18 protein-coding genes are annotated in these 18,054 nt (G+C 61.0%); 7 read left to right on the top strand and 11 right to left on the bottom strand.

Annotated elements, in window-relative coordinates:
* Positions 1–78: 78 nt before the first annotated feature.
* Positions 79–957, top strand: coding sequence for an SDR family oxidoreductase (locus FZZ93_RS07205; RefSeq protein WP_149321647.1), 879 nt, complete (start codon positions 79–81; stop codon positions 955–957).
* An 8-nt stretch (positions 958–965) separates the two neighbouring features.
* Here the strand turns inward: FZZ93_RS07205 and thpR are convergent, their stop codons facing one another.
* From thpR to dsbG, 7 genes are all read right to left on the bottom strand, one after another.
* The gene (thpR, locus tag FZZ93_RS07200; protein WP_149321646.1) at positions 966–1,475 is read right to left on the bottom strand and encodes an RNA 2',3'-cyclic phosphodiesterase; all 510 of its coding nucleotides are present in this window, start codon (positions 1,473–1,475) and stop codon (positions 966–968) included.
* Positions 1,476–1,632: 157 nt separating this feature from the next.
* Positions 1,633–2,022, bottom strand: a complete 390-nt coding sequence (locus tag FZZ93_RS07195; protein ID WP_149321645.1) for a RidA family protein — start codon at positions 2,020–2,022, stop codon at positions 1,633–1,635.
* A gap of 91 nt (positions 2,023–2,113) precedes the next feature.
* Positions 2,114–4,249, bottom strand: a complete 2,136-nt coding sequence (locus FZZ93_RS07190; protein WP_149321644.1) for a RelA/SpoT family protein — start codon at positions 4,247–4,249, stop codon at positions 2,114–2,116.
* Between the two features lie 66 nt (positions 4,250–4,315).
* Entirely contained in the window at positions 4,316–4,594 is a 279-nt protein-coding gene (rpoZ, locus tag FZZ93_RS07185) for a DNA-directed RNA polymerase subunit omega (protein ID WP_149321643.1), read from the bottom strand.
* A gap of 81 nt (positions 4,595–4,675) precedes the next feature.
* Positions 4,676–5,308, bottom strand: a complete 633-nt coding sequence (gene gmk / locus FZZ93_RS07180) for a guanylate kinase (protein ID WP_149321642.1) — start codon at positions 5,306–5,308, stop codon at positions 4,676–4,678.
* 90 nt (positions 5,309–5,398) lie between these two features.
* Positions 5,399–6,589, bottom strand: coding sequence for an MFS transporter (locus tag FZZ93_RS07175; protein ID WP_149321641.1), 1,191 nt, complete (start codon positions 6,587–6,589; stop codon positions 5,399–5,401).
* A gap of 127 nt (positions 6,590–6,716) precedes the next feature.
* The gene (gene dsbG, locus FZZ93_RS07170) at positions 6,717–7,496 is read right to left on the bottom strand and encodes a thiol:disulfide interchange protein DsbG (protein ID WP_187774482.1); all 780 of its coding nucleotides are present in this window, start codon (positions 7,494–7,496) and stop codon (positions 6,717–6,719) included.
* Between the two features lie 322 nt (positions 7,497–7,818).
* On the opposite strand from dsbG, the gene FZZ93_RS07165 reads away from it, so the two are divergent.
* The 5 genes from FZZ93_RS07165 to FZZ93_RS07145 are packed head-to-tail and all read left to right on the top strand — an operon-like array spanning position 7,819 to position 13,187.
* Positions 7,819–8,073: a hypothetical protein gene (locus tag FZZ93_RS07165; protein ID WP_149321639.1), complete on the top strand. Its 255-nt coding sequence runs from the start codon at positions 7,819–7,821 to the stop codon at positions 8,071–8,073.
* Positions 8,070–9,596, top strand: a complete 1,527-nt coding sequence (locus tag FZZ93_RS07160) for a sodium:solute symporter family protein (protein ID WP_149321638.1) — start codon at positions 8,070–8,072, stop codon at positions 9,594–9,596. Before FZZ93_RS07165 ends, FZZ93_RS07160 begins: the two co-directional genes overlap by 4 nt.
* 51 nt (positions 9,597–9,647) lie before the next feature.
* Positions 9,648–10,466: a FadR/GntR family transcriptional regulator gene (locus FZZ93_RS07155; RefSeq protein ID WP_149321637.1), complete on the top strand. Its 819-nt coding sequence runs from the start codon at positions 9,648–9,650 to the stop codon at positions 10,464–10,466.
* A gap of 12 nt (positions 10,467–10,478) precedes the next feature.
* Positions 10,479–11,750, top strand: a complete 1,272-nt coding sequence (locus FZZ93_RS07150; protein ID WP_149321636.1) for a Zn-dependent hydrolase — start codon at positions 10,479–10,481, stop codon at positions 11,748–11,750.
* Positions 11,751–11,756: 6 nt separating this feature from the next.
* Positions 11,757–13,187, top strand: a complete 1,431-nt coding sequence (locus FZZ93_RS07145) for an amidase (protein ID WP_149321635.1) — start codon at positions 11,757–11,759, stop codon at positions 13,185–13,187.
* Positions 13,188–13,215: 28 nt separating this feature from the next.
* Here the strand turns inward: FZZ93_RS07145 and FZZ93_RS07140 are convergent, their stop codons facing one another.
* The 3 genes from FZZ93_RS07140 to FZZ93_RS07130 all read right to left on the bottom strand — a co-directional run bounded on the left by FZZ93_RS07140 (position 13,216) and on the right by FZZ93_RS07130 (position 16,203).
* Positions 13,216–14,052 (bottom strand): protein NO VEIN domain-containing protein, encoded by an 837-nt coding sequence (locus tag FZZ93_RS07140; protein ID WP_223111774.1) that lies wholly within the window; start codon positions 14,050–14,052, stop codon positions 13,216–13,218.
* 164 nt (positions 14,053–14,216) lie between these two features.
* A complete protein-coding gene (locus FZZ93_RS07135) occupies positions 14,217–15,167 on the bottom strand; it encodes a bile acid:sodium symporter family protein (RefSeq protein WP_149321634.1) in 951 nt (316 codons plus the stop codon).
* A gap of 172 nt (positions 15,168–15,339) precedes the next feature.
* Positions 15,340–16,203: a YicC/YloC family endoribonuclease gene (locus tag FZZ93_RS07130; protein ID WP_149321633.1), complete on the bottom strand. Its 864-nt coding sequence runs from the start codon at positions 16,201–16,203 to the stop codon at positions 15,340–15,342.
* A gap of 181 nt (positions 16,204–16,384) precedes the next feature.
* On the opposite strand from FZZ93_RS07130, the gene rph reads away from it, so the two are divergent.
* A complete protein-coding gene (gene rph / locus FZZ93_RS07125) occupies positions 16,385–17,122 on the top strand; it encodes a ribonuclease PH (RefSeq protein WP_013334149.1) in 738 nt (245 codons plus the stop codon).
* A gap of 135 nt (positions 17,123–17,257) precedes the next feature.
* Here the strand turns inward: rph and FZZ93_RS07120 are convergent, their stop codons facing one another.
* Positions 17,258–18,025, bottom strand: a complete 768-nt coding sequence (locus FZZ93_RS07120) for an exodeoxyribonuclease III (protein WP_065241853.1) — start codon at positions 18,023–18,025, stop codon at positions 17,258–17,260.
* Positions 18,026–18,054 lie beyond the last annotated feature (29 nt).

Genomic DNA, 18,054 nt, shown 5'->3' with positions numbered 1-18,054 from the left:
CCTCTCATATACGTCGTGGGTCGCGCCGTCAGGGTGTACTCATATGATAGGGACTTTTTATCAGGGGGCGAAGCAAAGGTGAAGAAGACAACGCTTATTCTTGGTTGCGGTGATATCGGCACGTTCCTGGGAAAGGAGCTTCATGGGGTCGGTCATCGGGTCGTCGGCGTACGCCGGGACGCCCGTGAGCTGGCCGATACGGTCATCAAGGGCGTCTCGGCGGATCTCGGTGATGCTGAGGCTCTGGCCGCGCTGCCGGATGCCGATATTCTGGTCTATGTGGTCAGCGCCGATCGCTTCGAGGAAGATGCCTACCGCGCCGCCTACCCGGATGGCCTGAAGGCGGTGCTCGCCGAGTTCGCAGAACGCAAGCGGGCACCTCGTCACGTTTTCTTCGTCTCTTCCACCAGTGTCTATGCTCAGCAGGACGGCGAGGTCGTCGATGAGGAAAGCCCGACCGAACCCAGGGGGTTTTCCGGGGTGCTGATGCGCGAGGCCGAACAGGCCCTGATCGAGCACCGGCTGCCCGGCAGCGTGGTGCGCTTCTCGGGCATCTACGGGCCGGGTCGCGACCGCCTGATCCGCCAGGTGGGGGAAGGCCGGATCGCCGCCGCCACACCGACCATGTATTCTAATCGCATCCACCGCGATGACTGCGCCGGCGTACTGGTTCACTTGATCGAACGCGCCCTGGCCGGCGAGACGCTGCACAAGCTGTATCTCGCCAGCGATTGTGAACCCGCGCCCATTCATGAGGTGATGACCTGGCTGGCCAAGCAGCTCAAGGTCGAATCCAGCGAGACCATACAGTCGCCGCTGCGGCGGCGTGCCAGCAAGCGCTGCGACAATACCCGCCTGCTCGAGAGTGGCTATCGCTTCCGCTATCCCAGCTTCCGGGAAGGTTATGCCCAGGTGCTGCGCGCAGGCGGCCACTTGCCGGATCCGGCCATGGGCTGACCCCGGTCCTACATTCGAGACCAGGCCAGGGGCGTGTAACGGCTTCCCTGGTCGGTGGGTTCCGAGAGCACCAGTGCCGCCCGCGTATAAGACCATTCCTCGTCGAAGTCGGGCAATGATGGTCCGGGCGGCTGTTCGGCACGTCTCAGCAGGGTGATGTGCGGCGTGAAGCGTCTGGGCTGGGAGGCGATGCCGAGGCCTTCCAGTTTCTCCCGCAGGGATTGCTGAAGCTGCACCAGAGGGTTTTCTGGTTCACCACCGATCCACACGATGCCGGGTCCGGCGAAGTGTCCCCAACGATCGAGCCGCCATTGCCCCGGGGCAATGCGGATACCGTTCAGCCAGTCGGCGAGCTCCTCGGCTTGCCGCTCGGGCTGCTCGCCGAGAAAAGCCAGGGTGAGGTGCAGGTTGTCATCGGGAACGCGCCGCCCGCTGCAGTGGGCGTGGGCGGTGTCGGCGAGTTCGCCGAACCGCCGCCGGAGCGCCGGCGGCGGAACCAGGGCTAGAAAGAGTCGCATGGTGCTAGTGAGCAGGAGCCATCCAGGCGTTTCGTTGCCATGTGCGTGAGGCGACAAGCGTGAGCGAGGGTCCTTTGCCATGGATGGCAAAGGTAGCGCCCAAGGAAGGGTTCACAGCGCCCTCGCGAATGCTTGCCGCCGCCCGGTCGAGCATCGCTCAGTCACCGATGACCAACACCGCCTCGGCCTCAACCTGACTACCCTTGGGCAGCGCCTTGACACCGACAGCGGCGCGCGCCGGATAAGGCGTGTCGAAGACCTCTTCCATGATGCGGTTGACGATGGCGAAGTTGTCCAGATCCACCAGGTAGAGGTTGAGCTTGACCACATCCTTGAGGCCGCCGGCGGCTTCCTCGCAGACGGCCTTGAGGTTGGCGAAGACCTGGCGTGCCTGAGCCTCGAAATCGTCGGAGACGATCTCCATGGTTTCCGGGTCCAGAGGGATCTGGCCGGACAGATAGACGGTGTTGCCTGCCTTGATGGCCTGGGAATAAGGGCCGATGGCGGCGGGCGCCTGGTCGGTATTGATGACAGCCTTGTTGCTCATGGTGTTCTCCGTGTGGTGGCTGTGTTGAAACGCGGCAAATAAAAAGGACTACCTCGCCCGTCGCTGCCGCGACGGGCGAGGGCGAAACGGATCAATTGCTGAGTCGGGTGATCTTGCCGACGTGCGAGAGGTTGCGCAGTCGCTTGATGATGCGTGCCAAGTGCACGCGATTGCGCACGGCCAGGGTCAGACTGACGATCGACAGGCGAGCATCGCGCTCCTCGATATCGATACGCTCGATGTTGGCGTCCGCGTCGGTGATCAGGCTGGCCAGCTCCGCCACCAGACCGCGCCGGCTTTCCACCTCGATGCGCAGCGGGACCGGGAAGTCCTCGTCGGTCTGATCGGACCAGTTCAGCGCGAACAGTTTGTCCGGGTCGCTGCGAAGCTCGGCGAGATTGCGGCACTCCGTCCGGTGGACGACGATGCCCTTGCCCGCCGAGAGATGGCCGATGACCGGGTCGCCGGGCAGCGGATGGCAACAGCGCGCGAACTTGATCACCATGCCTTCGGCACCACTGATCATGATGGGCCCCTGGGGCTGACCTTCGACATCGGCTAGCGGCGCATGTTCGCCGTGCTGGAAGTCGACGAGGCGCCGCGCGACCACGTGGGCGACCCGGGTGCCGAGCCCGATGGAGGTCAGCAAAGCATCTTCGTTGGCCAGGTCGTTCTCGGCCAACAGGGACGCCAGCGGCCCGGAGGGCAGTTCCTCGAGGCTCGTCTCGAAGGTGGCCAGTGCCTTGTTGAGTAGGCGTCGTCCGAGCTGCACGGCCTCGGTATGCTGTTGGTGCTTGAGGGCGTGACGAATCGCCGAACGGGCCTTGGCGGTCACCACCACATTGAGCCACGCCAGGTTGGGGCGGGCTCCGGGCGCGGTGATGATCTCCAGGGTCTGGCCACTCTCCAGGCGCGTGGAGAGCGGTGCCAGGTGGCGGTCGATACGACAGGCGATGCAGCTGTTGCCGATATCGGTATGCACGCTGTAGGCGAAATCGATCACCGTGGCGCCCTGAGGCAGCTCCATGATGTCGCCCTTGGGAGTGAACACGTAGATATCGTCGGGGAAGAGGTCGTTCTTGACGTGCTCGATGAATTCCAGCGAATCCCCGGCATGGCGCTGCATCTCGAGCAGCCCCTTGACCCAGGCCCTGGCCCGGGCGTGACTGCCCTCGGCGATGGGATGCTCGGTCTGGCCGGCCTTGTAGAGCCAATGGGCGGCGATGCCGTTGTTGGCCATGGCCTCCATCTCGCGGGTGCGGATCTGTACCTCGATGGGCATGCCGCCGGTGCCGAACAGGGTGGTGTGCAGGCTCTGATAGCCATTGGCCTTGGGGATGGCGATATAGTCCTTGAAGCGCCCCGGCACCGGCTTATAGAGGTTGTGCACCACGCCGAGGATGCGATAGCAGGTATCCACGTCCTGGGTGATGATGCGAAAGCCGAAGACATCCATGATCTCGGCGAATGACTTCTGCTGGTCGCGCATCTTGCGGTAGATCGACAACAGGTGCTTCTGGCGACCGATCACCGACCCCTTTAGGCCCTCGTCGTCGAGGCTCTTCTGCAGGCTGTTCTGTATCTGGCGGATCGAGGCACGGCGCTGCCCGCGGGCACTCGCCACGGCGCGCTTGATGCGCTCGGAACGCATTGGATGCAGCGCCTGGAAGGAGAGATCTTCGAGCTCGACGCGGATGGTATTGATGCCAAGACGGCTGGCGACGCGAGCGTAGATTTCCAGCGTCTCGCGGGCGATGCGGCGCTTCTTCTCGGGACGCAGCGCGCCCAGGGTGCGCATATTGTGCAGGCGGTCGGCAAGTTTGACGATGATCACCCGGATGTCCCGGGACATCGCCAGTACCATCTTCTGGAAATTCTCGGCCTGGGCGACCGCCTTGTCCTCGAAGGTGATCTGGGTCAGCTTGGAAACACCGTCGACCAGTTCCGCCACCGGCTTGCCGAATTGCTCGCCAAGGGCCTCCTTGTCGACGCCGGTGTCCTCGATCACGTCGTGCAGCATGGCCGCCATCAGGCTCTGATGGTCCATGTGCATGTTGGCGAGAATGTTGGCGACCGCCAGGGGGTGGGTCACATAGGGCTCGCCGGAGCGGCGACGCTGACCGTCGTGTGCCTGCTCGGCATAATAGAAGGCACGCTTGACCTGCTGGATCTCGTCCTGGGGTAGGTAGCCGCTGAGACGGTCGGCCAGGTCATCGATAGTGAACATGCGGCGCGCCCTGAATGCTTCGTGATGGCCCCGAGGAGGCGTCGGCGGAAAACCGAGGGACCGGGATTACTCCTCGATGGGGGCGCCCTGCTCGGCATCGGGCCCTGTGTAGTCGCGGCGTACCGGGGGCGGCGTGGCTTCCAGGGGCTCATCCAGCACGCTGGCGTCCACCAGACCCTCGGCAATTTCGCGCAGGGCCATCACGGTGGGCTTGTCGTTCTCCCACGGCAGCAGGGCGTCGCGGGAGCCGCGTGACAGCTGGCGGGCCCGCTGGGTGGAAATCATGACCAGCTTGAAGCGGTTTTCGACGTTTTCCAGACAATCTTCGACAGTGACTCGCGCCATGGATGCCTTCCTGAGTGCTGACGGGAAAAGCCCCAGCGACGTCTTGGCGCCCCGGGGATTCCAGTGGATAGACGGGATAGATTACTCGACCCTCGGCTCCTCTGACAAGAGCGTCTGAAGCAGAGGGGCCAGGCGCTCACCGGCCTGCGCCTGGCTCAGGCGCTGGGCAATCACCAGCGACTGCAGTTCGCGCAGGGCGGTGGTGAAGTCGTCGTTGATCACCAGGTAATCGTATTCATGATGATGCGACATCTCGCTGATCGCCTCGTGCATGCGTGCGGCGATCACGGCGTGCTGATCGGTGCCACGGCCAGCCAGGCGGCGCTCCAACTCCTCCCGCGAAGGCGGCAGGATGAAGACCGAGACGGCATCGGGAAAGCGGGCCCGTACCTGGCGAGCGCCTTGCCAGTCGATCTCGAGAATGACGTCCTGGCCGGCGTTCAGCAGGTGTTCCACAGCGGAGCGGGAGGTGCCGTACAGGTTGTCGAAGACCTGGGCATACTCGAAGAATTCGCCCTGCTCGATCATCGACTCGAAGGTTTCGCGGTCGACGAAGTGATAGTTCACGCCATCGACCTCACCCTCGCGGCGCGGACGCGTCGTGTGCGAGACCGATACCTTGAGGCCGTCAAGGCTCTCGATCAGCTCGCGCACCAGGCTGGTCTTGCCGGCGCCGGAGGGAGCGGAAACGATGAACAGCGTACCTTGGGGCATGAGCGGAGATCCTAAGCAATGGGCGGCTCGTGGGAAGGGCCGCAGTATCGCATATTCGCCCCTGTCGCCCTACCCCCGCCCCGCGCGTGCTCAGGCCGCGTTCGGCGAGCCGTATCGGCGACGCTCCTGCCACAGGCCGATGGCGAAGACCACCAGACCGCCGAAGGCGAGGGCGGCGCCCACCAGGCCGGATGACGACCAGACGGCTCCCGACTTGATGGTCACCGCGGCCAGCCAGGCGCCCAGGGCATTGGCGCAGTTGAAGGCCGCGTGATTCATCGAGGCTGCCATGGTCTGGGCATCGCCGGCAACATCCATCAGGCGGGTCTGCAATGCCGGCCCGAGCGCCATGCTGGTGCCGACCAGGCCGACGAAGATCAGCCCGGTGACGAGATGGTTGGCGGCGAAGAAGAAGCCGCCCTGCACCAGCAGGCACCAGACCAGGATGTAGGGAATCGACTTGATCAGGTTCTTGTCGGCCGCGCGGGCGCCGACCAGATTGCCGATGATGGTGCCGACACCGAAGATCGTCAGCACCCAGGGGCCCACAGTCTCGGACATGCCGGCCTGATTCGACAGGGTGGGCACCACATAGCTGAATACTGCGAACATGCCGCCGAAGCCGATGCTGGCCACGCCCAGGGTGAACAGCACGCGCTGTTTGACCAGTGCCGAGAGCTCGCGCTTGGGACTGGCGTTGGGGTCGTGCGGTTGGCTCGGCACCCAGAGGCGAATCATCACGGCGGTAACCAGGGCGATCACCCCCACACCAAGGAAGGCGCTGTGCCAGCCGAGCCATTGGCCGGTCCAGGTCGCCAGGGGGGCGCCGATCACGATGGCCGTGGTCAAACCCAGCATGACCCGGCTGACCGCCCGGGCGCGCTGTTCGATGGGAACGGCAGCGGCCGCCACCAGCGCGGCAACGCCGAAATAGGCGCCATGCGGCAGGCCGGCCAGGAAACGCAGGCCGACGAAGGGCCAGAAGGAGGTGGCCAGGGCACTGGCGATGTTGCCGACGGCGAACACCAGCATCAGGACGATCAAGAGCAGGCGACGTGGGACACGGGCGGCCAGCGCCGAGATCAGCGGCGCGCCGACCACCACGCCCAGGGCGTAGCTGGAGATGGCATAGCCCACCTCGGCGGTGGCGACCTGCAGGTCGGCGGCGACTCGCTCCAGCAAGCCCATGATCACGAACTCGCTGGTGCCGATACCAAAACCGCCCAGGGCCAGCGCGAGCTCGGCCAGGCGGGGGTTGTGCGCCTTGGTGTCGGTCGACATGGTTTTCTCCGAAAAAACGAAAGCGATCCTGCCGGGAGGACAGGATCGCGGAAAATTACTACGAAAGTATAAAGGGTGGTGGCGCGGGATGCGACCCAAGGCGTTCACATTTGCCGTCGGTTGGGGCTCAGGGCGCCTCACCGCCCATGATGGCGCGTAACTTGTCGGGCGAAGGCGCGCCCATGACCCGGTGCACACCTTCGTCGTCGCGATAGAAAGTGACGGGCGTCGCGGGAAGCTGGGCATCATCCATGAGCCGGGTATTCGCGCTGACATGGTGCTCGCTCTCGTCGCTGCCCTTGATGTCCGGCATGGTGCCGGTGCGATAGTGCTCGGCAATGGCTTTGCTGGGGTCGTCGGCACTGAGCAGGGCGGCTGCTTTAGGGGCGCTACTGGGCTTGAGCACGCCGACCATCAGGTGACGAATCTGGACCTGGCCGCTCTCGATCCAAGGTTGGGCATCCTGCCAGAACTTGCGGCAATAGGGGCAATTCGGGTCACTGAAGGTATACACCACCCGCTCGGCATCGCCATCGCCATCTCTGACCCAATGATGGTCAGCCAGCTTGTCCCAGAGCTTGGCATTCTTCGGTCCGTTGACCAGCCTTTCTAGCTCTTCGGCCGATACGTTCTGACCCTGTGCATCGATCAGCGTGCCCACCACGGCATGCTCTCCATCCGGTGTCAGGTAAGCTGCCACGGTCTGGCCGCTGACACTCGCCGCATAGCCTTCGAGACCGCCCGGGGCATCGAATTGACCATGAAACGTAAAGCCTTGCTGCTTGAGTGCCTGCATCGGCTTGGGCAGCTCATCGGCGCTGGCGGGCAGGCTGACTGCCAGAGTGATTCCAGCGCCCAGGGCGAGGGCAAGCGGCAAAGTCTTCACGCGGGGAAGGCGAGCATTCATGCGTATTGTCTCCATCATCAGAAGGGTCATGGTTCGAGATGCGCTGAAAATGAAGCTATCAGGTGCTACTGGGCCGCAGGAGTAGTTTCGTGACGTGCTTGGTCGGCGCTACTCAATATTCTGAATCTACTCAATCAGCACCTTTAGCTCCGCGGCGCAGCGAGGCGAGTTCATTCTTGACAGGCGATAATATCTATTCTATTGGTGTATTTATTCGTATAAATATAATAATTGATTGGTCGCCAGCACGATCACCCCCGGTCGGTTCTGTAACGTCCGGGACATACCGCCCCCACCGTCAATCAGAATAAGGGGATGAACGATGCGAAAGATGCTCCCACCTCGCAAGCTTGCCCTCTATGGCAGCATGTTTTTGGGGTTCTTGATGCTCGAGAGCCCGATGATCCTAGTAGCTAACCAGATCGAGCCCATGATCATGGGCGTGCCTTTTTTCTTTATCTGGAATCTCGGTTGGTGGGCATTCCTTACTGCCCTGTTCCTGGTGGCCTACCTGACCAATTGGGGAAGTGAAAGCGTATTTTCTCAGAGTACGACCACTCAGGAGGCTTCGCTATGACCGGCAGCATTCTGATCATCGTTGCTTTCATGGTTATCCCATTGATTGTCGGGGTAGTCTCGTCGAGACAATCTCAGGAAACGAGCGAGGATTTCTTCGTCCAAGGCCGTGCGATGGGGAGTATTGCAGTGTTCTTCACCGTCGCTGCCACCTGGTGGAGCGCCTTCGCCTTTTTGGGTTCCAATGCGACCTTCTATACCAGTGGACCTGTATATCTCACAGCTCTGGCCTGGAATCTGCTTTTTGGCTTCATGTACTACTGGGTTGGAAAGCGTGTCTGGTTTTTGGGTAAACGCTTCAATTATCTGACCCCATCGGATCTGATGGGCGATTTTTATAACAGCGAAGCACTACGCATTCTGGTGGCGTTGATTACCTTGGTATTCACTGTGCCTTATTTGCAGATCCAACTGACAGGTGGCGCCTACCTGATCGAGGTTGCCTCGAATGGCGTTGTGCCTTTCTGGCTAGCTGCGTTGCTGTTCTATTTCATCATCATCGTATACGTCTGGGTGGGAGGTATCCGTGCCATTGCCTGGACGGACGTAATCTATGGCGCCCTGTTGTTCTTCGGCATGATGTTCGCCGGCTACTATATATCTAACCAGGTGGGTGGTCCCGCAGCGTTGTTTGCCCAACTGCAGGAAGGTTCACCCAGCCATCTGACCATGCCGGGACCAGATGGCAATATGGGTTACAGCATGTGGTTTTCGCTGTTCGTGATCGTTGCCATCGGGGCCTTTATGGGACCGCAGATTTGGCTACGCATGTATTCGGTGAAAAGCGGCAAGTTGTTCAATCTGATGCCCTTTCTGCTGGGCTTGGCGGCTTTTGCCTACTTTGGTTCGGTGCTCACTGGCTACACAGGCGTGCTGCTCGAGCCCGACCTGGAGAATGCCGATCAGGTTCTACCGGTCATGCTGATGAACTATGCCCCTTACCTACTGGCTTCGATGATCATGGCCGCAGGTGCCGCTGCAGCCATGTCCACAGCTAACTCTCAGATCCATGCGGTGTCCACGGTAGTGACCATGGATATCTACCAACGGTATGTGAACCGTCATGCCTCACAAGCACGTATTGTCACCATCGGCCGTCTATCGTTGGTAGGTTTCTCGTTAGTTGCCTACATCCTGGCCCTGACAGTGCCCGGTCTGCTGGTGACAATCGGTATCGCTGCGTTGGCCGGCACCGCCCAGCTCATCGTACCTACGATTGGGGCCATCTCCTGGAAGCGTGCCCATCCGATGGCTGCCTTCTGGGGGCTAATTGGTGGCGTAGGCTGTGTTCTGTTGTTGACCTACGGTGCCAGTGTCAGCAACCCGCTCGGCTTGCACGCCGGTATCTGGGGGTTGCTGCTCAATACCACGCTGTTTGTTGGTTTGAGTCTGGTGTTTCAGCGTCACGATCAGGATGTGGTCGAGCGCTTCGCCAAGGCCCGCAAGGAATATGATGCCCAGTTCCACCCGGAGCGCCTGGAGGACGGTGTGAAGCGAGTTGCTGAGGTGACCGCAACTCGCTGAACCTCAATACGGGGCCTGTTTTGGAGGGCCTTGTTTCGCAAGGAGTCATGCATGGACCAGACCCCATCACCCCGTCGTCGCCAGAAACTCGCTGAATTGATCAGCGACGACATCAAAAGATGGATTGCTACCGAAGGGTTGACGGAGGGTGACCGCCTGCCCAATGAGAAGACCTTGATGGAGCTTTACGGCTGCGCCAAGGGTACGGTCCGCGAGGCTCTGAAGATCCTCGAAGTGGAAGGCCTAATTGCCCTCAAGACCGGGCCTGGCGGTGGTGCCATCTTACGCACGCCGAGCATGGAGCCGGCCAGTCGAATGCTGCGTAACTTCCTACACTTCCGCTCGCTCGATGGTCACCAAGTCTACCAGTTGCGTCGCCTACTGGAGGTGGAGATGGCCGTCTCCGTGGTCGGTCGGTTGGGCAAGGCTGACCTCGATGGCCTGGAAGCTAACATGTCGGCGTGCGAGTGCAGTCGTTCCGACGATGAGGACCAACGACGCCAGCGTTTCCTGGAACTGGAGTTTCACAATCTGCTGGCCAGGGCCTGTCCCAATCCGTTACTGGCATTCATGTGTCGGTTTCTCAACGACATGCTGCGCGACCTGGTAGTGGTCAAGAAGGCCTATGTGCCGGAGCGCAAGCAGTTCGACGAAGCCAATCATCGCTACCACCGCGAGTTGGTCGATGCCTTTCGTGACGAAGATGCTGAGCGGGTTCGGCGACTGATGGATGAGCATATGCGCGATGCTGAGGACCATATGGCGGCGTTGGAAGGCGAAATGGCTGAACAGATGCTCATTTCCCTGGACGCCTTCAATGGAGCAACCGAGGCGTCGCCGTTGCTGCGGTTCGTCAACAATGATCAATAACGAGGAAGACCAATGACGCTCACCGAGACCCAATCTCCTGTCACTGCTTTGCGCACTGACCGTGAACGCCTGTGGCGATCCCTAATGGACCTGGCCCGACTGGGCGCCACTCCCAAGGGTGGTGTCAATCGCCAGGCACTCACCGAACTAGATCGTCAGGCCCGTGATTTATTTATTGAGTGGTGTCACGCCGAAGGCTGTACGGTGCGTATCGATGCCATCGGCAACATTTTTGCTCGTAGGCCTGGTCTCGATCCTGATGCGCCGGTAGTGATGACAGGTAGCCATCTCGACAGTCAACCTACCGGTGGCAAGTTCGATGGATCTTACGGCGTATTGGCTGGCCTGGAGGTGATTCGGACCCTCAATTACCACGATATCCGTACTCGGGCACCTATCGAGGTTGTGGCCTGGACCAATGAAGAAGGCTGCCGTTTTCCGCCCTGCATGATGGGGTCTGGCGTGTTTGCCGGACAGCTCGAGCTTGAGGCGATGCTCGCCCAGACCGATGCCGAGGGTGTTACTGCTGGTGAGGCGCTGGATGCTATTGGCTATCGTGGCAGCAACGAGATCGACAAGTATCATATCAAGGCCTTTTTCGAGTGCCACATTGAGCAAGGGCCAATACTCGAGGATACCGACAATGCCGTGGGTGTCGTGGTGGGGGCGTTAGGCCAGAAGTGGTTCGATCTCACTCTCACTGGTCTGGAGGCCCATGCTGGCCCCACGCCGATGTCACTAAGGCGTGATGCGATGCTGGGGGCTGCTGAGATCACTCAGGCGGTCAATCGTATCGCCAACGATCATCCGCCCCACGGTCGCGGTACTGTTGGTGTGCTGCAGCTGCATCCCGGGTCGCGCAATGTTATCCCCGGGCAGGTCAGGATGACTGTCGACTTGCGACACTTCGAGCCTAAGGCACTTGTCGCCATGGCCGAGGAACTGCATCAGGTCGTGGAAGAGACTAGCCAGCGCCATGGCCTGAGCGCCGAACTCAAGCCCACCGCCGACTTCGCTCCCGAGCATTTCGCTGACAGGTGCGTCGATGCAGTGCGTCGTGCAGCCGAGGCACTGGAATGTTCGCACATGGACATCGTCAGTGGAGCCGGCCATGACGCTATTTTCATGAGTCGAGTTGCGCCGGCGGGAATGATTTTCGTGCCCTGTGAGAACGGCATCAGTCACAATGAGATCGAGAATGCTGATCCGAGTGACTTGCATGATGGTTGCAACGTCTTGCTTCATGCCATGCTCGAACAGGCCATCACGGTCGAGGAGGAATGATCCTGTATGGTGTCATCATTCTCTTCTTCTGGGCTGGCTGATCTGACGGCCAGCGAGGCCTTGGTTCTGTTCCGGCGACACGCTCTCTCCCCGGTAGAGCTGACTGAGGATTGCCTTGCGCGTATCGAACGTGACAACCCGCAGGTTAATGCCTTCGCGCATGTTGATGCTAACCAGGCGTTAGCTGTTGCTAGGGCATCGGAGGCGCGTTGGCGAGCCGGTACTCCTTGTGGCGTTCTGGACGGTGTGCCGACCACCATCAAGGACCTGACATTGACTAGTGGCATGCCAACGCGCTTCGGTTCAGCCACTTCCAGCGCCGAAGGTCAGTGGGACACGGATGCCCCCATAAGCCGCCACCTGCGCGAGGCTGGCGCAGTAATCCTTGGCAAAACGACTTCCCCGGAATTTGGTTGGAAAGGGGTCACTGACAACCCATTGCATGGCATCACTCGCAACCCTTGGGATCTGCGCCTGACGCCGGGGGGATCTTCTGGTGGCGCAGCCGCAGCCGCAGCTCTCAATCTCGGGCTGCTCCATCAAGGCAGCGATGCCGGCGGCTCGATCCGTATTCCTTGCAGCTTTACAGGCACCTTCGGCATCAAGCCTACATTCGGTTGGGTACCCCAATGGCCGGCCAGTGCTATGAGCACTCTCTCCCATCTTGGCCCCATGACTCGCACCGCTGCCGATAGTGCCCTGATGCTCAGCGCCATGGCCCGCCCTGATTCCCGAGACGGCTTTCTAGGCAATCCTCGTGTCGAAGATTGGCTGATACCACCGCCTGCTTCTCTGAAGGGATGGCGGATCGCCTATAGCCCGGACTTGGGATTTGCGAACGTGGCGCCCGATATTGCTTCTTGTGTACGCGAGGCGCTCCTGCTGCTGCAGGAACTGGGGGCCACGGTCGAGGAGGTAAATCCTGGCTTTGGCGATGTCCTCGATACTTTCAATACCCTGTGGTTTGCCGGTGCTAGTCAGGTGCTCGAGCGACTGGATGAGGAAAAGCAGGCTCTTCTTGACCCGGGGTTCCTCGACATAGCTCAGCGCGGCCAGGACATTACGCTTCGTGACTACCTGGCTGCATGCCGTGAACGAGAGCGCTTAACTGCCTGGATGCAGGCGTTCCATCAAGACTATGATCTTCTTGCGACGCCCACCATGCCCATTGCCCCCTTCGCTGCAGGTCACAACGTGCCACCCGATGGTCCCTATCGCGACTGGATGGACTGGACGCCCTTCAGCTATCCCTTCAATCTCACCCAGCAACCTGCGGCTTCTTTACCCTGTGGGGTTGATGGCCAGGGCCTTCCGGTTGGTCTTCATCTGGTTGGTTCTCGCTTTCAGGACCTCAAAGTTTTGCATGTGGCTCAACTGCTTGAGGCCCGGCTACCTCGGCTGACACCTCCTCATCCGCATAAGATGGAAGATGGTTAATAAGTCTCGAGCGAGTTTTCTGCAAGCTTCATCGTACCCCAGCGCGATAGCTATCGGGTTCGAGCCATAGTTGGTCGTGGAGATCTCCTTGTAGGCAGAACATCCGTGGCTGCTTGCGGAAATCGAACAGTCGATACAGATGGTAACTCTCTGCGTTGTCGCGTGAGCAGTTGAGCTCATTTGGCGAAATGAAGAAGGCGCATTCCTTAGCGAAAGCGGTAGTTTTTACCTCAATCAACCGCTCGCTGCCATCGGCTGAAAATGACCGAATATCGAAGCCGGTACCGTCGCCCTGAGTCTCGGCAACATGTTCCACAGCTTCGGCAAGCTGGGAGGCGCCTTGGCTAATCAGGCGTTGGCGTTCGTAAGCGAGTATGAAGCACTCGCCTGCATGACCTAGGTCGCGGTTGCGAGCTTCACGAGCTAAATAGTCTCGTTTAATGACATAGCTGCCAGGCCTTTCTTGTACCTGCAGAGACGTTGTGGGGGGGTGAACAACCAAGCCATCGAGTGTTTCAGGAGAAGTCTCGATGGCGGGACGCTCTGCCGCTGACAGGGCCGCACGATCGAATATTTCGCTGCGCAATAAGCACTCTTCGACGCTGTCGGCCAGTATTGCCTGATAGTTACTGCGCGGCTTGTAGCCTGGAACATAAGGGCAGTCGGCATCGCGTAGGATTGCACTGATGTTGCAGTGCTTGAATTCGATAGAGCCAGGCGAGCGCTTGGGCAAGCGTTCTGCTAATTGACGGTTAAGCGCCGCTTTGTTGTAGCGCTGTTGGCCTAACTCAGCGATCAGCATTCGCCGATAAGTTTCGACAATAGCTTCGATTTCGTCGACGGACCACGAATCCTCTCGGGGCATGATATTCACTCGATGTTCTGAATCTACTCGCACATTTATTCAATCGGCACCTTTAGCTCCGCGGCGCAGCGGGTGGCGGTGGCCGTTGGCGCCACGAGGGGGCGGACATGAACGCTCAGGCTGGGGTGAAAAGGCCGAGCATGTCAGCATGCCCGGCCGGGGTGTCATCCACGTGGTGTGGTAGCCGCAGGTGGCGCATTCGAGGCGTGTCGGTGCTTCCAGTAACCGGCCAGTAGTGAGCCGGACACGTTGTGCCATACTGAGAACAGAGCCCCGGGCAGTGCCGCGCCGGCACTGAAGAACTGGTTGGCCAGTGTCACCGCCAGCCCGGAGTTCTGCAGGCCGACCTCGAAGGCGATGGTACGTGCAGTGCGCGTGTCGAAGCGCAGCAACCGCGCCAGACCGTACCCCGCGGCGAGACCGATGCCATTATGCGCGATGACCGCCAGCGCCACGATCGGCCCCAAGGTAGTCAGTCGTCCGGCATTGAGTGCCACCACGATGGCGATGATCAAGACGATGGACGCCATGGCCAACGTCGCCAGAGCCGGTTCCACACGCTGGATATGTGTCCCCAGGAAATGGTGGATCACCACGCCCAGCATGATGGGGGCCACCACCAATTGGCCGATGCTCATCAGCATTCCCATAACAGGCACCTCGATGCTCTGGCCCAACAGCAGCAGCGTGAGCAACGGCGTGGCAAAGACCGAGATCAAGGTTGAAACCATGGTCATCGACACCGACAGTGCCACATGCCCGCCGGCCAACCAGGTCATCACGTTGGATGACGTACCGCCTGCCGTGGCGCCCACCAGCACCATGCCAATGGTCAATTCGGTGGAGAGACCCAACAGCCTTGAGATCAATAACGCTGCCAGCGGCATCACCAGGAACTGCAGGAGCACGCCCACGGCGATCGGCTTGGGCGATTTCACCACGCGCGCGAAATCGCCCTTGGTGAGTGTCAGTCCCATGGCGAACATGATGACTACCAGCAGTGTCTTGATATAGCCGGCCAGCCCAGTGAAAAACTCCGGCACAAGGGCCGCGATGACCGCCAGCAGGATGGCCCAGACGGGAAACAGGCGGTTGATGCGTTCGAAGGTGGCCATGTGTATTCCAGGCGTTGAAGGATCAATTAACGGCCGCTGAAATGCGACTCTGATTGTCGCGAGGCGTCGGGCGCCGTCGCGTTGAGAGAGGCATATGATGCCGCAATGACACGATGCTCGAAAGTCGACCTTCTATGCATCGCATCGCATTCACGATGTGGTTGGGCCGCCATCACTCAATATTCTGAATCTGCTCGCGCATCTGTTCGATCAACACCTTGAGTTCCACGGCGCAGCGAGTGGTGTCGGCGACGATGGACTTGGACGACAGGGTGTTGGCCTCGCGGTTGAGTTCTTGCATCAGGAAGTCCAGTCGTCGGCCGATCGGCCCTTTGCTGGCCAATTGGCGCCTCACCTCGGCGACGTGCGTCTCGAGGCGGTCGAGTTCTTCAGCGACGTCGGCCTTCTGGGCGACGAGGACCATCTCGGCTTCGAGGCGTTGCGGTTCGAGCTCGGCCTTGGCGCTTTCCAGCCGCTCGTGGAGCTGGTCGCGTTGGCGCGCCAGGATATCGGGCAGTAGGCGGTGAACCTCGGCGATCTGCTCGAGGATGGCATCGAGGCGTTCGTCGATCAGGGCGGCGAGCTTGTCGCCTTCACGGGCACGGCCGGCCTCCAAGTCATCCAGAGCGCTGCGGAAGAGGGCGCGAGCCTCGGACTTGACGATCTCCATGTCAGGACCGGGAGCGTCCAGCACTCCCGGGTGGTCGAGCAGCGCCAGGGCGTCGGGCATGGCGGCCTCGGGCACGTTTTCGCGCACTTCGGCCAGCGCCGTGGCGAGGGTGGCCAGGCGAGTGCGGTTGACGGTCAACCGAGCATCGCCGCCAGCGGGCGTGAAGCGCAGGTGACACTCGATCTTGCCGCGCGCCAGTCGGCCGCGCAGGGCCTCCCGAAAGTGGGGCTCGAGGTCGCGCAGCGTTTCGGGCAGGCGGAAATGGGGTTCGAGATAGCGCTGGTTGACCGAGCGCAGCTCCAGTTGCAGGTACCCCCAGTCGGCATCCAGGTCCTGCCGGGAAAAGGCCGTCATGCTGTGGACCATGTCAGACTCCGGTCGGCGGTCGGTGAAACTGGCAGTGTAAGGGAAACCCACGGCAAATGCCTGGGGTCCGTCGTGGGTGGGGGTTTTCCCGGAATGGCCACGATTCTTGTGGTGGAGCGTGTAGAATGTGCCCATTCCGTTCGTATCTGATTCCCTTACAGCCAACAGCAAGAGAGGTGCCATGCCCTCGGACATCCGGCGTCCCAGCGGACGCGCGACCGATCAGACCCGCGATATTCGCCTGACCCGCGACTACACCCGTCATGCCGAGGGATCGGTGCTGGTGGAGTTCGGCGATACGCGTGTGTTGTGCAATGCCAGTGTCGAGGCCGGCGTGCCGCGCTGGCTGCGTGGCAAGAAGCAGGGCTGGGTGACCGCCGAGTACGGCATGCTGCCGAGGGCCACGCACACCCGGGGCGGTCGCGAGGCCAGCCGCGGCAAGCAGGGTGGCCGCACGGTGGAGATTCAGCGCTTGATCGGCCGCTCGCTGCGCGCCTCGATTAACCTCAAGAAACTCGGTGAGTTCACCATCACCGTGGACTGCGATGTCATTCAGGCAGATGGCGGTACCCGCACGGCGGCCATCACCGGCGGCTGCGTGGCCCTGGTGGATGCCGTGCGCTATCTGCAGCGCGAGAAGCTGATCAAGGGCGATCCCTTCCATCAGTTGATCAGTTCGGTATCGGTGGGGATCTATCAGGGCACGCCGGTGGTCGATCTGGACTATCCGGAGGACAGCCGCGCCGGTACCGACATGAATGTGGTGATGGCCGAGAACGGCGAACTGATCGAGGTGCAGGGCACCGCCGAGTCGGGCACCTATAGCCGCGCCGAACTCAACGCCATGCTCGACCTCGCCGAGAAGGCCGGTGGAGAATTGTTCGACCATCAGCGTGAGGCACTGGGCATCCGTCGCTGAGGTCTGGCTCAGATCGTCGGGCGCGCTGCTCCGGGCCGCGGGCACGGCAGATCAAGGCTTCCCGAATGCAATACGCCGGCCACTGGCCGGCGTATTGCATCGCGCGGCAGCACGATAGCGACGTAGGGAGGCGCGTCAGAGTGTCAGGTCGTACTCGACGATCAGCGGCGCGTACTCGGAGAAGGTGGCGTCGTAGTCGATCCAGGCGTCCACCACATGGCGGCGGAAGTTGGGTCCAACGATCTGATAGTCGATGCGCCAGCCCTCCTGGCGTTCGCGCGGCTGGTCCTGGTCGAGTGCCGGCCACCAGGTGTATTCACCGGCGTCGCGGTTGATCTCGCGGAAGGTGTCGATGAAGCCGGTCGGGCCGAATACCTGGTCCATCCAGGCACGTTCCTCGGGCTTGAAGCCCGGGGTGGTCTGGTTGTCCGCCCAGTTCTCCAGGTCAATGGTCTTGTGGGCGATGTGCCAGGTACCGCAGATGATGTACTCGCGGCGCTTGCGCGCCATCTTGGTCAGGTATTCCTGATACTGCGCCATGAAGTTCTGCTTGGCGGCCGGGTCGCTGCCGTCGGGCATCAGGAAGGAGGCGATGCTGAAACGGTCGTAGTCGGCTTGCAGAAAGCGCGCCTCATGATCGCACTGCGGGAAGCCCAGGCCGTACATGATCGCCTTGGGAATCTTGCGGCAATAGAGGCCAACACCCGAGAAGCCGTCCTGCTCGGCGTCGAGGAAGTAGCCTTCGTAGCCTTCCGGGTAGAGGATGCTGTCGTCGAGCTCGAAGCTCTTGGCCTTGAGGTTCTGCACGCAGACGACGTCGGCGTCCTGGTTAGCTAGCCAGTCGAGAAAACCTCGGCCGACTGCCTCGCGAATGCCGTTGACATTGATGGTGGCGATTTTCATACATGGTCCCTTTTGCGTCGCGCGTGTAC

This window comes from Halomonas eurihalina, assembly GCF_008274785.1.
Lineage (GTDB): Bacteria > Pseudomonadota > Gammaproteobacteria > Pseudomonadales > Halomonadaceae > Halomonas > Halomonas eurihalina.
Note: the sequence above shows the minus strand (reverse complement) of the source record. Positions and strands in the feature narration are given on the sequence as shown.